This window comes from Caenispirillum salinarum, from assembly GCF_044803115.1.
Lineage (GTDB): Bacteria > Pseudomonadota > Alphaproteobacteria > Rhodospirillales > Rhodospirillaceae > Caenispirillum > Caenispirillum salinarum_A.
The window spans coordinates 1,323,440-1,337,585 of the sequence record NZ_CP085224.1 but is presented as its reverse complement, the minus strand read 5'-3'; the positions used below and the strand labels follow the sequence as shown (position 1 = coordinate 1,337,585).

The 14,146-nt window shown below is 68.1% G+C and carries 14 protein-coding genes; 6 read left to right on the top strand and 8 right to left on the bottom strand.

Translation table 11 applies throughout. The annotated features are described in order from the left end of the window. Window positions 1-28 precede the first annotated feature (28 nt). The 4 genes from LG334_RS06000 to LG334_RS05985 all read right to left on the bottom strand — a co-directional run bounded on the left by LG334_RS06000 (window position 29) and on the right by LG334_RS05985 (window position 5,757). A complete protein-coding gene (locus LG334_RS06000) occupies window positions 29-376 on the bottom strand; it encodes a copper-binding protein (RefSeq protein ID WP_404384260.1) in 348 nt (115 codons plus the stop codon). A gap of 24 nt (window positions 377-400) precedes the next feature. Next, on the bottom strand, window positions 401-3,583 hold the full coding sequence (locus LG334_RS05995; protein ID WP_404384258.1) for an efflux RND transporter permease subunit: 3,183 nt from the start codon (window positions 3,581-3,583) through the stop codon (window positions 401-403). Further along, on the bottom strand, window positions 3,580-5,310 hold the full coding sequence (locus LG334_RS05990; RefSeq protein WP_404384256.1) for an efflux RND transporter periplasmic adaptor subunit: 1,731 nt from the start codon (window positions 5,308-5,310) through the stop codon (window positions 3,580-3,582). Before LG334_RS05990 ends, LG334_RS05995 begins: the two co-directional genes overlap by 4 nt. Before the next feature lie 69 nt (window positions 5,311-5,379). Then, window positions 5,380-5,757, bottom strand: a complete 378-nt coding sequence (locus LG334_RS05985) for a hypothetical protein (protein WP_404384254.1) — start codon at window positions 5,755-5,757, stop codon at window positions 5,380-5,382. A 161-nt stretch (window positions 5,758-5,918) separates the two neighbouring features. Between LG334_RS05985 and LG334_RS05980 the strand changes: the two genes are divergently transcribed. From LG334_RS05980 to tcyN, 4 genes are all read left to right on the top strand, one after another. After that, window positions 5,919-6,089 (top strand): hypothetical protein, encoded by a 171-nt coding sequence (locus LG334_RS05980; RefSeq protein ID WP_404384252.1) that lies wholly within the window; start codon window positions 5,919-5,921, stop codon window positions 6,087-6,089. Window positions 6,090-6,206: 117 nt separating this feature from the next. Beyond that, a complete protein-coding gene (tcyJ, locus tag LG334_RS05975; RefSeq protein ID WP_404384250.1) occupies window positions 6,207-7,007 on the top strand; it encodes a cystine ABC transporter substrate-binding protein in 801 nt (266 codons plus the stop codon). Window positions 7,008-7,011: 4 nt separating this feature from the next. After that, window positions 7,012-7,674, top strand: a complete 663-nt coding sequence (tcyL, locus tag LG334_RS05970; RefSeq protein WP_404384248.1) for a cystine ABC transporter permease — start codon at window positions 7,012-7,014, stop codon at window positions 7,672-7,674. Between the two features lie 10 nt (window positions 7,675-7,684). Next, entirely contained in the window at window positions 7,685-8,431 is a 747-nt protein-coding gene (gene tcyN / locus LG334_RS05965) for an L-cystine ABC transporter ATP-binding protein TcyN (protein ID WP_404386311.1), read from the top strand. 160 nt (window positions 8,432-8,591) lie between these two features. On the opposite strand, the gene phnE (LG334_RS05960) is transcribed toward tcyN, so the two are convergent. From phnE (LG334_RS05960) to phnD, 4 genes are all read right to left on the bottom strand, one after another. Beyond that, entirely contained in the window at window positions 8,592-9,428 is an 837-nt protein-coding gene (gene phnE, locus LG334_RS05960) for a phosphonate ABC transporter, permease protein PhnE (protein ID WP_404384246.1), read from the bottom strand. Further along, window positions 9,422-10,255 (bottom strand): phosphonate ABC transporter, permease protein PhnE, encoded by an 834-nt coding sequence (gene phnE, locus LG334_RS05955; RefSeq protein WP_404384244.1) that lies wholly within the window; start codon window positions 10,253-10,255, stop codon window positions 9,422-9,424. Before phnE (LG334_RS05955) ends, phnE (LG334_RS05960) begins: the two co-directional genes overlap by 7 nt. Then, window positions 10,252-11,049, bottom strand: a complete 798-nt coding sequence (gene phnC / locus LG334_RS05950) for a phosphonate ABC transporter ATP-binding protein (protein ID WP_404384242.1) — start codon at window positions 11,047-11,049, stop codon at window positions 10,252-10,254. The genes phnE (LG334_RS05955) and phnC overlap by 4 nt, the downstream gene beginning before the upstream one ends. Window positions 11,050-11,249: 200 nt before the next feature. Continuing rightward, on the bottom strand, window positions 11,250-12,257 hold the full coding sequence (phnD, locus tag LG334_RS05945) for a phosphate/phosphite/phosphonate ABC transporter substrate-binding protein (RefSeq protein ID WP_404384240.1): 1,008 nt from the start codon (window positions 12,255-12,257) through the stop codon (window positions 11,250-11,252). A gap of 221 nt (window positions 12,258-12,478) precedes the next feature. Between phnD and LG334_RS05940 the strand changes: the two genes are divergently transcribed. Next, window positions 12,479-13,303, top strand: coding sequence for an HAD family hydrolase (locus LG334_RS05940; RefSeq protein ID WP_404384238.1), 825 nt, complete (start codon window positions 12,479-12,481; stop codon window positions 13,301-13,303). After that, the gene (locus LG334_RS05935; RefSeq protein ID WP_404384236.1) at window positions 13,300-14,094 is read left to right on the top strand and encodes a DeoR/GlpR family DNA-binding transcription regulator; all 795 of its coding nucleotides are present in this window, start codon (window positions 13,300-13,302) and stop codon (window positions 14,092-14,094) included. Before LG334_RS05940 ends, LG334_RS05935 begins: the two co-directional genes overlap by 4 nt. The last annotated feature ends 52 nt before the right edge of the window (window positions 14,095-14,146 follow it).

The window sequence follows — 14,146 nt, the reverse complement described above, 5'->3', positions numbered from 1 at the left end:
GGCATCCGCCGCCGCCTCTTTCGCACCCTTACTGCGCCTGCACGGTCTCGATCATGTAGATGCCGTCAGCACCCCGCGTCAGGGTGAAGGACACCGGGACGCCCTCTTCCAGGGCGGCGAGGTCGACGTCCTCGGCCACGGCGAAGTCCATGGTCATGGCGGGCCAGCCGATGGCCGGGATCGGCTCGTGCGTCACGTTGACCTTGCGGGCGTCGGGGTCGACGCTGTTGACCGTGCCGGTGCCGGCGACGGCCGCTTCCTCCCCGTGCTTCGACCCGGCCATCGTGGAATGGTCGGACATGGAATGAGAGGACTGCGCCATGGCGGCGGCCGGCAGAATGGCCAGGACGGCGGCGGCGAAAAGGATTGTCTTCATGGGTTTAAGTCTCCTGAGGTTAAGTCATTCGGCGGGGTGGCCGTGGGCCATGGCGCCGGAGGTGGGGGACAGGGTTTTGGGGTTGCGGACGGCGTCGATGCGGTTGACCAGCACGAACACCGCCGGGATGACGAACAGGGTGAGAAGCGTCGCCGTCGCCATGCCGCCGACCATGGGGGCGGCGATGCGGCGCATGACCTCCGCCCCCGTGCCGGTGCCGATCATGATGGGCAGCAGGCCGGCGAAGATGGTGGCGACGGTCATGATCTTGGGCCGCAGGCGCAACAGCGCCCCTTCCGTCACCGCGTCGAGCACGTCGTCCATGGTGACCGGCCGCCCCTCCTCCGCCGCCTGCCGGCGCCGTTTGTCGAGCGCGAGGTTGAGGTAGACCTGCATGATGATCGCCGTCTCAACCGCCACGCCGGCCAGCGCGATGAAGCCCACCACCACGGCCACAGACAGGTCGAAGTCCAGCATCCACAGCAGCCAGAAGCCGCCCGACAGCGCGATGGGCAGGGTGCCCACGATGGTGGCGACGTCGATCGCGCGGCCAAACGCCATGAACAGCAGCACGACGATCAGCAGCAGCGTCACCGGCACGATCATGGAGAGGCGCTTTTCCGCCCGCTCCAGGAACTCGAACTGGCCGGACCACGCAACGGAGTAGCCCGGCGGCAGCGTGACCTGCTCGGCCACCACCCGGCGCGCGTCCTCCACATAGCCGCCGAGGTCGCGGCCGGCGATGTCGACATAGATCCAGCCGTTGAGCCGGGCGTTTTCCGACCGGATCATGCCCGGCCCATCGGTGACGGTGATCTCCGCCACGTCGCCAAGGCCGATCTGCGCGCCCGAGGGCGTGACCATGGGCAACTCGCGCAAGGCCTCGATGCTGGTGCGGTCGTCGTAGGGGTAGCGGATGTTGATGGGGTAGCGCTCCAGCCCCTCCACGGTTTCAGAGATGCGCATGCCGCCGATGGCGGTGCGCACCACGTCCTGCACGTCGGCGATGGACAGGCCGTGGCGGGCGGCGGCGCGGCGGTCGATCTCGACGTCCAGGTACCGCCCGCCGACGGTGCGCTCGGCATAGGCCGAGGCTGTGCCGGGGACGGCCTTGACCGCCTCCTCGATGCGGGCGGCGACGCGGCCGATTTCGTCCAGGTCCGGCCCGGCCACCTTGATGCCGACCGGCGTCTTCACGCCCGTCGCCAGCATGTCCAGCCGGTTCTTGATGGGCATGATCCAGACGTTGGTGACGCCGGGGATCTGCACCAGGCGGTCCAGCTCGTCGCGGATTTTCGCCATGGTCATACCCGGCCGCCAGTCCTCGCGCGGCTTCAGGCGCACCGTCGTCTCCACCATGGTCAGGGGTGCCGGGTCGGTGGCCGTTTCCGCCCGTCCGACCTTGCCGTAGACGGTTTCCACCTCCGGCAGGGTGCGGATCAGGCGGTCGGTCTGTTGCAGGATTTCGCCCGCCTTGCCGATGGAGACGGCGGGGAACAGGCTCGGCATGTAGAGGATGTCGCCCTCGTCCAGCTCCGGCATGAACTCGCTGCCGAGCTTGGACATGGGGTAGACGGTGCCAGCCGTCAGCACCACCGCCGCCAGCACCATCAGCAGCGGATGCCGCACCACGCCGCCCAGCAGCGGGCGGTAGAGCCAGATGAACACGCGGCTCACCGGGTTGCGGTGCTCGGGAATGATGTGGCGGCCGCGGATGAACCAGCCCATCAGCACCGGCACCAGGGTGATGGACAGGATGGACGCCGCCGCCATGGCATAGGTCTTGGTAAACGCCAGCGGCTGGAACATGCGGCCTTCCTGCGCCTCCAGCGCGAAGACCGGCACGAAACTGAGCGTGATGATGAGAAGCGAGAAAAACAGCGCCGGCCCGACCTCGGTCGTCGCCTCGGCCACCACCTTCCAGCGGTTCTCGCGGGTCAGCGGCGTCGTCTCGATCTTGCGGTGCAGGTTCTCGATCATGACGATGGCGGCATCGACCATGGCGCCGATGGCGATGGCGATGCCGCCCAGCGACATGATGTTGGCGTTGATGCCCTGCACGCGCATGACCAGGAAGGCCGCCAGGATGCCCAGCGGCAGGAACAGCACGATCACCAGCGAGGATCGCAGGTGCAGCAGGAAGGCGGCGCAGACCAGCACCACCACCAGCATTTCCTCCAGCAGCTTGTGCGTCAGCGTGTCGATGGCCCGGTTGATGAGGCCGGAGCGGTCGTAGGTCGTCACCACCTCCACGCCCTCGGGCAGGCTGGCCTGAAGATCGGCCAGCTTGGCCTTGACGCCCTCGATGGTCGTCAGCGCGTTCTCGCCCCAGCGCATGATGATGACGCCGCCGACGGCCTCCCCCTGCCCGTCCAACTCGCCGATGCCGCGCCGCAGTTCGGGGCCGAGGCGGATGTCGGCCACATCCGACAGCAGCACCGGCGTCCCCGCCGTGCTGGTCTTGAGCGGCACCGCCTCCAGGTCGGCGATCTCGTCCACATAGCCGCCGGCGCGGACCATGTATTCCGCCTCCGCCATCTCGATAACGGAACCGCCGGTTTCCTGGTTGGCCTGCTGCACCGCGTCCTTGACCACCGACAGCGGCAGGCCGTAGGCGCGCAGGCGCTGGGGGTCGACGACGATCTGGTATTGCTTGACCATGCCGCCGATGGTCGCCACCTCGGCCACGCCCGGCACGGTCTGAAGCTCGTACTTCAGGAACCAGTCCTGGATGGCGCGCAACTGCGCAAGATCATGCCGGCCGGTGCGGTCGACCAGCGCGTACTGGTAGACCCAGCCGACACCCGTCGCATCGGGGCCGAGCGCCGGCGTCGCCCCCTGCGGCAGCCGGGGCGTGACCTGCGACAGGTACTCCAGCACCCGCGACCGCGCCCAGTAGAGGTCCGTTCCGTCCTCGAAGATGACGTAGACATAGCTGTCGCCGAACATGGAATAGCCGCGCACCGTGCGCGCGCCCGGCACCGACAGCATGGCCGTCGACAGCGGATAGGTGATCTGGTCCTCCACCACCTGCGGCGCCTGGCCGGGATAGGAGGTCTTGATGATGACCTGCACGTCCGACAGATCGGGGATGGCGTCGACGGGCGTCGATTTCAGCGCCCACAGGCCGCCGACGCCCAGCAGGACGGTCAGCACCACCACCAGAAAGCGGTTGCGCAGCGACCAGCGGATGATGGCGGCGATCATTGCGTCACCCCCGCCGCCGCCGTGTCGGCGGATGCGGCGATCTCGACGATGACCGGCATTCCGGCCGCGTCCTTGCCCAGCGCGAAGCGGATGCGCTCGCCCACGGCCGGCGCGGTCTCGGGCGGCGGCTCGACCGTGAAGTCCATGGTCATGGCCGGCCAGCCGAGCGCCGGGATCGGGTCATGGGTGACGGTGAGCACGCGGCCCTCTTCCTTGACCGCATCGACCACGCCCTCGCCCCAGACCTCGGCCGCGGCGGCCTCGGCGGTGACGACGACGAAGGTGCCTTCCGCATCCTTCCCGATGCCGAGGGAAACCGCGCCGCCCACCGCGAAAACAGACGGGTCAATGCCGTCGACCAGGCCGAAGTCCATGGTCATGGCGGGCCAGCCGAGCACGGGGATGGGCTCGTGGGTGACGTTGACGGTGCGGGCTTCCGCGTCCACCGCGTTGACCGTCGCCGCCGTCTCGGCGATCACCTCCGGCGCGGGCTCCTGCACCGGGTCTTCCATGCGGGCGAAGCCGGCCTTCAGGCTGGCCTCGGAATCAATCAGGAACTGGCCCGAGCTGACCACCTCCACGCCGTCGTCGAGCCCCTCCAGGACCTCCGTCCGCTCGCCATCGCTGAAGCCCACCGTCACCGGCACCGCCCGGAAGCGTCCGTCGCCCAGCGCGAGCACCACCCGGTCGCTGCGCCCGGTGCGGATCACCGCCTCCGCCGGTACCACCACCGCCTCCGCTCGCGCCGTTCCAGCCAGGGTGATGGAGGCGAACATATTCGGCCGTAAGGCGAGGTCGGCGTTGTCGAAGCGCAGCCGCACCCGCAGCGTCCGCGTGGTCGGGTCCAGTTCGGGATAGATGTAATCCACCTTGCCGTGCCACACCCGCTCCGGCAGGTGCGCCAGCCGCGCCTCCGCCTCCATGCCCGGCTGCACCCGGTCGGACTGGCTTTCGAACACGTCGGCGATAACCCAGACCGTTCCCAGGTCCGACAGGGTCATGAGCGTCTGGTCGGGGCGGATGTACATGCCCTCGCCGACGCCAAGTTGCACCACCACGCCGCCCTGCGGCGCATACACGCGGACGCGCTCCGCCGGCTTGCGGCTCTTGGCGATTTCCTCGATCTGGCGCTCCGACACGCCGAGCGCCTTCAGCTTGGCCCGCCCGCCGGCTCCGGCCCAGGTGTCGCCGCGCTGAAGGTCGCGGACGTATTCGAAGGAGGACGCCGCCAGTTCCGGGGAGAAGTATTCGAACAGGACCTCGCCCTGCGTCACCTCCGCCCCGAGGGAGCGGATTTTCAGCCCCTCGATCCAGCCTTCCTTGCGGACGTGGACGTGGGACGTCTTGTCCTCGTCCAGCGCCACGTAACCCACCGTGTGGACGGCCCCGCCGAGGGAGGCTCGCACGGCGCTCGCGGTGCGCACGCCCATGGTGTTGACGACCGCCGGGGAAAGCTGGACGACGTCCGCGTCGGCGGCATCGGCTCCGGCGCCGCCCGTCTCCTCACCCTCGTAGACCGGGATCAGGTCCATGCCCATGGGCGACTTGCCGGGCGCATCGCGCCGGTAGTTGGGGTCCATGGGGGCGACCCAGTAGAGGATCTTCTTTTCAGCGGCAGCGGTCTCGCCCGCGCCGTGGGGGAACAGGCCTCCGCGCTCGTAGGCGAGACCACCGGCGACACCGGCGGCGAGCGCCACGGCGGCAACCAGCGCTGTGCGTGCGGACATGAATGGGGCGTCCTTCTTCCATAACGGCCGTCAACGGCGCATCGGGTGCGCCGCGTGATGCGGTGAGCGTCAGGAAGAAGTACGCGGAGGCCGAAGATCGGGGGAAAGGGCGAGCGCAGTCATATGGCGCTCCGCACCGGGCTGGGGCAGACCCGCCGGCTCCTGGGCCCCAATATCGAACGGCACCGTCGGCCAACCGGCGAATGATCCGCCACAGGCCGAGGCCGCGCCGGGACAGCCGGCGGCGTCGGGGGTGTCGTGCCCCGCATGGCGGCCCTCAGCCGTCGTGCACGCCGCGCCGTCGTCGGTCATGGCGTGGTGATGGTCGTGCGCCGAGCCGTGGCCGGCAGGCATCTGCGCCGCGCCATGCTCGTGTGCCCACGCCGGCGCCACGCCGCCGAGAACGGCCGCGCAGAGCAGAAGGGCGATGAGCAGGCGCTGAATCATGCCGGGATTCCAAAACCCCTCGACAGCCGTGATGGCGGTCGGGCGCGGGCGGTATCGCTTTCAGATACGCTGGCCCCGCCAACTCGTCAACGGGAATGAAGACATATCGCTCCGCCACTCAAGACGGTTTTCGCACCCGGCGCCTGTGTCATAGTCGCGCCATGTCGCCGAAGACGCCGTTCCGCCTTGTGGCCGCCCTGCTGGTGGCGCTGTTGACGCTCAACCTGCCGGTGATCGTTTCGACGGCCGGGCAGGCGGACGCCCTGGTGCCGCACGACCACGGCGCGGACGCCGGCGGCCCCACCGACGGCAGCCACGATCTACATCAATAAATTGTTTATCATGAAAATTTGACAGTTCGGTAATGTCACATTATCTGCGTGAGTTCAGAGATAAAGGCGCGCCGGCCCGGCCGGCGCCACCATCGTGACAAGCACCAGGAGACGGACATGCATTTCCCCCGCCTGCGCGGCCTTCTCTCAGCCGTTGTTCTCGCCGGCATGGGCTTCGGCGCCGCCACCCCCGCCGCCGCCCAGGACGAGAGCCTGCTTGACCAGATCAAGGAGCGCGGCACCATCCGCATCGGCGTGGAAGGCACCTATCCGCCGTTCAACTACACCGACGAACAGGGCAACCTCGTCGGCTTCGAGATCGATTTCGCCAAGGCGGTCGCCGAGGAGATGGGCGTGGAAGCCGAGTTCGTGCCGACCAAGTGGGACGGCATGCTGGCCGGCCTGGACTCCGAACGCTTCGACGCGATCATGAATCAGGTGACCATCACGCCGGAACGGCAGGAGAAGTACGACTTCACCCAGCCCTACACGGTCTCGGGCATCCAGATCATCACGACCGAGGACAAGGCCGACGAGCTGACCTCGCCGGAAGCCCTGGAAGGCCAGGCGGTCGGCGTCGGGCTCGGCAGCAACTACGAGGACTGGCTGCGCGAGAACGCGCCGGGCGCCGACGTCCGCACCTATGACGACAACGTCGCCTCCCTCCAGGACCTGCGGGTTGGCCGCATCGACGCGCTGCTCAACGACCGCCTGATGGCCGGCTACCTGCTGCGCCGCTCCGACGGGGCCGTGGTCGCGGCCGGGGAGCCGTTCTCCAAGCAGCGCATGGGCGTCGCCATCCGCAAGGACAATCCCGAGCTTCTGGCCGCCCTCGACCAAGCCATCGACGACCTGCGCCAGAGCGGCGAGCTGGCCGAGATCTCCAAGGAGTGGTTCGGCTCCGACGTGACCCAGTAAGACCATGGACGGCGTCCTCGCCTCATTGGCCCAGGCGGCTCCCTTCCTGCTGAAGGGGGCCGCCTATACCGTTGTGCTCAGCATCGGCGGCATGGCCTGCGGGCTGGTGCTCGGGTTCCTTCTGGCGCTGATGCGCCTGTCGCCGTTGAAGCTGCTGCGCTGGCCGGCGCGCGTGTACGTTTCGTTCATCCGGGGCACGCCGCTGCTGGTGCAGCTTTTCATCATCTACTACGGCCTGCCCCAGGCCGGCATCCGGCTCGACCCCATCCCGTCGGCGCTGATCGGCTTTTCGCTGAACATGGCGGCGTATACGTCGGAAATCCTGCGCGGAACCATTGCCTCCATCGACCGGGGCCAGTGGGAGGCCAGCTACAGCATCGGCATGACGCCGGCGCAGACCATGCGGCGGACCATCCTGCCGCAGGCCGCCCGCGTCGCCCTGCCGGCGCTCGGCAACAGCTTCGTCAGCCTGGTCAAAGACACCTCGCTGGCCGCCACCATCCAGGTGCCGGAACTGTTCCGCCAAGCCCAGCTCATCACCGCCCGCACCTACGAGGTCTTCACCATGTACTTGGCCGCCGCCGCCCTCTACTGGGTGCTGTCGACGGCGCTGTCATGGGGGCAGCACCGCATGGAAGCGCGCGCCACGCGCCACGTAAGGGTCTGACGCCATGAGCATGATCGAGGCAACCGGCCTGACCAAGCGGTTCGGCGAAACGGTCGTACTGGACGGCGTCGACCTGACCGTGGACAAGGGCGAGGTGGTGGCCGTCATCGGCCCCAGCGGCTCGGGCAAGACGACGCTGCTGCGCCTGCTCAACTGCCTGGAAGCGCCGGACGGCGGGACCATCCGCGTCGGCGCCATCACCGTGGAGGGCGCCCGTCCGCTGGCACGGCAGAAGCAGGCGGTGCGCGCATTGCGCCAGCACGTCGGCTTCGTGTTTCAGACCTTCAACCTGTTCCCCCACCGCACGGCGCTTGGCAACGTGACCGAGGGACCGGTGGTGGTGAAGGGCCTCTCCCGCGCGGCGGCGGAGGACAGGGGGCGGGACGTTCTCGCCCGCGTGGGGCTGGCGGAGAAGGCCGACGCCTACCCCGCCAGCCTGTCAGGCGGCCAGCAACAGCGTGTCGCCATCGCCCGCGCGCTGGCCATGGAGCCCGATGTGCTGCTCTTTGACGAGCCGACAAGCGCCCTTGATCCGGAACTGGTGGGGGAGGTGCTGGCCGTCATTCGGGGGCTGGCGGCCGAGCACCGCACCATGGTCATCGTCACCCACGAAATGGCCTTCGCCCGCGATGTCGCCGACCGGGTGATCTTCATGGAGGGCGGCCGGATCGTGGAACAGGGACCGGCGAAACCCTTCTTCGATGACCCGCAGGAGCAGAGGACGCAGCGGTTCCTGGCGCGGCTGCGGGCGGGCTGAGCGTCCCGCGGCAATCCGGGTTGTGCCGCGGTGGCAACTCGTCACGGAGACCGTCGACCGGACCGAAGCCGGCGCCAGGGCCGGCGGCATCGCGCGCAATCTGCGCCGTCGATGCCGCCGCCGGTCGCGGTGGCGGGGTGATCTGCGTGGCAGACGGGCCTCAGATAACCTTCTTGCGCAGCCACGCCGCCACCGCCTCGCCCGCCAGCACCAGCACGATGATGGCGAGAAGGATCGTGGCGACCGTCTGCCAGGCGAAGGTGTCGATGGCGCCCTGCAGGATGATGCCGATGCCGCCCGCACCCACGAGGCCCAGCACGGTGGACTCCCGCAGGTTGATGTCCCACCGCAGGATCGACACGGCGAAGAACGTGGGCATCACCTGCGGCACCACGCCGTAGAGCAGGATCTTCATGCGCGACGCGCCGGTCGCCTCCAGTGCCTCGATGGGCTTGCGGTCGATCTCCTCGATCGCCTCGCCCACCAGCTTGCCCAGGAAGCCCAGCGAGCGGAAAATGATCGCCAGGATGCCGGCCAGCACGCCGGGGCCGAAGACCGCGACGAACAGCAGCGCCCAGATGATGGTGTTGACCGAGCGGCTGGAGACCAGGATGAACCGCCCCAGCCACAGGGTCGCCTTGTTGGGCGTGGTATTCTGCGCCGCGATCAGGGCGACGGGCAGCGACAGGAACACGGCGAGGAAGGTGGCAATGGTGGCGATGTTCACCGTTTCCACCAGCGCCCAGGCGATGCCGCGCCACTGGGTGAAGTCCGGCGGCACCATGCGGCCGAACAGGTCGCCCATCTGTTGCGGCGCGTCCCACAGCCAGGGCCAGAAGACGTTGATGGTCGACAGCGACCAGAAGGCGGCACCGGCGACCAGTGCCATGACGGCCAGGCGGGTCCAGCGCTCGCGCGGGGAATGGCGGCTCCAGGCGCGTTCCGCGACGGCGTCCGGCCCGCTGCCGCCGGTCTGGGTGGGGGTGGCCGTTACCATATGTTCCTCCGGATGCGGCCGCTGATGGCCTCGCTGACCAGGATGACGCCGATGATGCAGAGCGTGATGGCGAGCGCGAAGTCGTAGTCATAGCGCCCGAAGGCGTTCATCAGCGTCGCGCCGATGCCGCCCGCGCCGACGATGCCCACCACCGCCGAGGCGCGCAGGTTGCTGTCGAGCTGATAGATGCTCAGGCCGATCTGGCGCGGCATGATCTGCGGGATGACGGCGTAGAGCAGCGTGATGCCGGTCGCCGCGCCGGCGGCGCGCAGGGCCTCCACCTGCCCCCAGTCGATTTCCTCGATGCGCTCGGCCAGCATCTTGGCGACGAAGCCGATGGAATAGACGGTCAGGGTCAGGATGCCGGCCAGCGGGCCGAAGCCCACCGCCTTGACGAACAGGATGGCGACGATGACGGGATGGAAGCTGCGGGCCACGATGATGGTCGCGCGCCCCACCGCATAGACCGGCTTCGGCGCGATGTTGCGGGCAGCCATGAAGGCGATGGGCACGCTCAACCCGATGCCCAGCAGCGTCGACACGATGGCGATCTTGATGCTTTCCAGGAATCCCTGGATCAGCAGGCCGGAGCGCTCGAAACTCGGCGGGAAGGCGCTTTCAAAGATGCGGATTGCGCGCGGAATCCCGTCCTGGATGCGCTGCCAGTCGAACGGCAGGGTGGAGACCGCCCAGACCACATAGACCGCGGCGACGGCGGTGATCCCCCAGCGAACCCAGGGATTGGCGATGAAGGGCGGCTTGCGCCAGGTGCGAGGACGATCCTCGGCCGGCGCGGCCCCGCCCGTGGCGGAGGGGGCGTCGGTCATCGCGCGGCGACCTCCCTCAGACGGCCCGTGTGCTCGGCTTCCTCGCGTTCGGCGGCGGGCACTCCGGCGTAGATTTCGTCCATGGCGGCGTTGTCCAGGGCGGCGGGATCGCCGTCGAAGATGATGCGGCCGTAGCGCATGCCGACGATGCGCTGCGTGAACTCGCGCGCCTCCGTCACGTTGTGGATGTTGATCAGGACCGGCAGGCGCAGTTCCGCCGCCAGGGCCTGCAACAGCTCCATGATCTGGCGCGATGTCTTGGGATCGAGCGAGGCCGTCGGCTCGTCGGCCAGAAGGATTTCCGGTTCCTGCATCAGCGCCCGGACCACGCCCACGCGCTGCCGTTCACCGCCCGACAACTCGTCGGCGCGCTTGTTGGCATAGTGGGCGATGCCGACGCGCTCCATCAGGTGAAAGGCGCGGTCGATGTCCTCCTGCGGGTAGCGCCGCAGGGCCGCCCGCCATGTGGGAATGTAGCCCAGCCGGCCGGACTGGACGTTTTCCATCACCGTCAGGCGGTCGACCAGGTTGAAGCCCTGGAAAATCATGCCGATGCGCCGCCGCGCCTTGCGCAACTGGCCGCTGCTCAGGCCGGTCAGTTCCATGCCGTTCAGGGTGATGCTGCCGGCGCTGGGCTCCACCAGCCTGTTGATGCAGCGCAGGAGCGTGCTCTTGCCCGCCCCCGACGCGCCGATGATGGACACCACGCTTTCCCCCGGAACCTCCAGGTTGAGGTTCTTGAGCACCGGCTTGTCGTTGCCGTAGCGCTTCACCAGGTCCTTGATTCGCAGCATGTGCCGCCTCCGGAAACAGACGCGGCGCGGGCCAGGGAGGACAAGCCCGCGCCGCGCCGCAGGGGATTTTGACCGGACGACACACGAAACCCTTACACTCGTCGTCCGGCAAGGCCGACTGGCCGCCGCGCCTTATGGCGCGTGAGCCTTCATGGCGCTTGAATGCAGCGTCGATGATGCAATCGTCGACGCGCACTAGGTCATTTCAGGTTTTCCGGCGTGTAGGTGACGCCGTTGGCGGCCTGGATGTCGCGGATGACCTCCCAGTCGTCCTTGTAGCTGATCGGGATGAACTTGGTGACGCCGGCGAATTCCTCGCCCAATTCGGTGCCTTCCATGTCGAAGCTGAAGAAGGCTTCCTCGATCTTCTCCTTCAACTCAGGCGCCAGGTTGTGGGCGTAGGTGTAGGAGGTGGTCGGGAAGGGCTTGGACTCGTAGATGATCTTGACCTCGTCGGGGTCGTAGAGGCCGCGGTCCGCCATGCGCTCGACCACTTCCGACGCCACCGGCGCGGCATCGTAGTCGCCCGCGACCACGCCCAGCATGGACTGGTCGTGCGAGCCCGAATAGCTGACCTCGTAATCCTCGCCGGGGACGATGCCCTCCTTGGGGAACAGGGCGCGCGGCGCCTGGTTGCCGGAGTTGGAGGTGGGCGAGGTGTGGGCGACCCGCTTGCCCTTCAGGTCCTCCATCTTGTCGATGCCGCTGTCCTTGCGGGTGTAGAGTTGCAGCGTGTAGCCGAACCGGCCGTCCTCGGCGCCCATCAGCGCGAACGGCACCGCGCCGGCCAGGTTGACGGCAAACGGCGTCGGGCCCGTGGAGAAGCCGGCGATGTGCAGACGGCCGCTGCGCATGGCCTCCACTTCCGCCGAGTTGGACTGCACCGCGAAGAAGTGCACGTCCTTGCCGGTCACCTCTTCCAGGTGGTCGATGAACGGCTGCCAGATGTCTTCATAGATGGCCGGGTCCTCGACCGGCGTGTAGGCGAACACCAGCGTGTCCGGATTGACGAGCGCGTCCGGGTCGGTGGGCGCATCGGCCACCAGATCGCCGTCGGCGTCGCAGTACCGGGTATCCAGGTCGCCGCGGTTCGGGCAGTCCTGCGCCCGGGCGTCGGAGGCGCCGACGGCGGTCGCAAGCAGGGCCGCCGCCATCACCGAGGTGAGCGCTGGACCGGTTGATCTGTTGAGGCGGAAGGGGTGCAGCATCGTTTCCTCGCGGTGATTTCTTGGAGTGGCTTTTGTGGTTGGACCACCCGGCGCCGCCGGGTTGTCATAAAACTGCAATATCAGAAACTCTAAACCGCGAAAGTTGGATTCTGCAACACGAGTGTGCGGAAATTTTTTGCATAAGCCAAATAGCGATGTTGCGGACGCAATATCCTTTCAGCCACAATCGACGGCCCAAGGAACCCCACCGGAGTCCGGACATGCTCTGCGCCCCCCACACAATGCAGCCGCTGTCGGCCTTTCCGTCGGCGGAACGGGCCCGGGTGCGTGTGGTGCTGACGGATATCGACGACACGCTGACCACCAACGGCCGCCTGCCGGCGGCGGCCTATGCCGCGCTGGAACGCCTTCACGACGCCGGCATCCGCGTGGTGCCGGTCACCGGACGCCCCGCCGGCTGGTGCGACCTCATCGCCCGGCTGTGGCCGGTCGACGGCGTGATCGGCGAGAACGGCGCCTTCTATTTCCGCTACGACCAGAACGCCCGGCGCATGATCCGCCACCACCACGCCACGGCCGAGGAACGGGCACGCAACCGGTGCCGCCTGGACGCGGTACGGGCGGAGGTCCTTGCCGCCGTTCCCGGCGCGCGGGTGTCGGCCGACCAGGCGTATCGCGAAGCCGATCTGGCGATTGATTTCGCCGAGGACGCGGGCCCCCTGCCACCGGCGAGCGTGGACGCCATCGTGGAGCGGTTCGAGGCGGCCGGCGCGGTCGCGAAAATCTCCTCGATCCACGTCAACGGGTGGTATGGCGCCTACGACAAGCTGGGCATGGCGCGGCGGATGCTCGCCAAGGAGTTCGGCCTAGACATCGACCGCGAAGAGGGCAACTTGAAGGTTGCCTTCGTCGGAGATTCGCCCAACGATGAGCCCATGTTCGGCTTTTTCACGAATTCTGTTGGAGTCGCCAACTTCGCGCCGTTTGCCGACCGCGTGGCGCAGCGCCCGCGCTGGCTGACGGCGCGGTCCGGCGGAGACGGTTTCCGCGAGGTCGCCGAGGCCCTGCTGGAGGTCCGGCCATGAGCGGCAAGCTCCGGAAGGATGCGCGTCGCGACGAAATCCTGGCCGAATTGCAGATCAGCCCCCACGTCCGCATCGCCGACCTGGCCGAGAAATTCGACGTCACCACCGAGACCATCCGCCGCGACCTCGACGCCCTCAGCGAGCTTGGACTGGTCTCCCGCGCCTACGGCGGCGCCTCGGTCCGGCCCATGGGCGTGCAACCGTCGCACCACGAACGCGGCAGCGAATTCGTGGAGGAACGCGCCCGCATCGGCGCGGCGGCCGCCGGCCTGGTCGCCCCCGGCGAAGTGGTGATGATCGACGCCGGCTCGACGACGCTGCAACTGGCCCGGCATCTCGGCAACGGCGACCTGGGGCTGACCGTCGTCACCAACTGCCATCCGGTGGCTTCGGAACTGGGCAAGCGCCACCCCCGCATCGTCGTCTGCCCCGGCGAGTTCGATGAACGGGAAGCCAGCGTCTTTGGCACCGATACCGTGGACTTCCTGCGCCGGTTTCACGCCAACAAGGCGTTCATTGGCGCCAGCGGCCTGGCGGCGGACGGATTCTGCGACGTCAACCGGGGCGCCGCCTGGGTCAAGAGAACCATGCTGGAGCGGGCCGAGGAAGCCTGGCTCCTGGTCGACCACAGCAAGTTCGGCCTGCGCCTGCTGGAGATCGTCGCCCCCCTCGACGCGCTGACGGGCGTGGTCGTTGACCAGGCCCCGGATGGGGCGCTCGCGGCTGCCTTGCAGCGCCTGGGCATCAAGGTCGTGGTGGCCGAGGCTGCCGTGCAGCCGGCCTCGACCTGACCTTTCCGTCCGCCGGGCTCGACGCTTTCAATCATCCAATCATCGACGCGAA

Excerpts from the sequence above, each read along its gene's own strand:
- phnD (WP_404384240.1), bottom strand. The coding sequence starts at position 12,257 with ATGCTGCACCCCTTCCGCCTCAACAGATCAACCGGTCCAGCGCTCACC.
- LG334_RS05985 (WP_404384254.1), bottom strand. The coding sequence starts at position 5,757 with ATGATTCAGCGCCTGCTCATCGCCCTTCTGCTCTGCGCGGCCGTTCTC.
- LG334_RS05980 (WP_404384252.1), top strand. The coding sequence starts at position 5,919 with ATGTCGCCGAAGACGCCGTTCCGCCTTGTGGCCGCCCTGCTGGTGGCG.
- LG334_RS05940 (WP_404384238.1), top strand. The coding sequence starts at position 12,479 with ATGCTCTGCGCCCCCCACACAATGCAGCCGCTGTCGGCCTTTCCGTCG.
- phnE (WP_404384246.1), bottom strand. The coding sequence starts at position 9,428 with ATGGTAACGGCCACCCCCACCCAGACCGGCGGCAGCGGGCCGGACGCC.
- LG334_RS05990 (WP_404384256.1), bottom strand. The coding sequence starts at position 5,310 with ATGTCCGCACGCACAGCGCTGGTTGCCGCCGTGGCGCTCGCCGCCGGT.
- LG334_RS06000 (WP_404384260.1), bottom strand. The coding sequence starts at position 376 with ATGAAGACAATCCTTTTCGCCGCCGCCGTCCTGGCCATTCTGCCGGCC.
- phnE (WP_404384244.1), bottom strand. The coding sequence starts at position 10,255 with ATGACCGACGCCCCCTCCGCCACGGGCGGGGCCGCGCCGGCCGAGGAT.
- tcyL (WP_404384248.1), top strand. The coding sequence starts at position 7,012 with ATGGACGGCGTCCTCGCCTCATTGGCCCAGGCGGCTCCCTTCCTGCTG.
- tcyJ (WP_404384250.1), top strand. The coding sequence starts at position 6,207 with ATGCATTTCCCCCGCCTGCGCGGCCTTCTCTCAGCCGTTGTTCTCGCC.
- LG334_RS05935 (WP_404384236.1), top strand. The coding sequence starts at position 13,300 with ATGAGCGGCAAGCTCCGGAAGGATGCGCGTCGCGACGAAATCCTGGCC.
- tcyN (WP_404386311.1), top strand. The coding sequence starts at position 7,685 with ATGATCGAGGCAACCGGCCTGACCAAGCGGTTCGGCGAAACGGTCGTA.
- phnC (WP_404384242.1), bottom strand. The coding sequence starts at position 11,049 with ATGCTGCGAATCAAGGACCTGGTGAAGCGCTACGGCAACGACAAGCCG.
- LG334_RS05995 (WP_404384258.1), bottom strand. The coding sequence starts at position 3,583 with ATGATCGCCGCCATCATCCGCTGGTCGCTGCGCAACCGCTTTCTGGTG.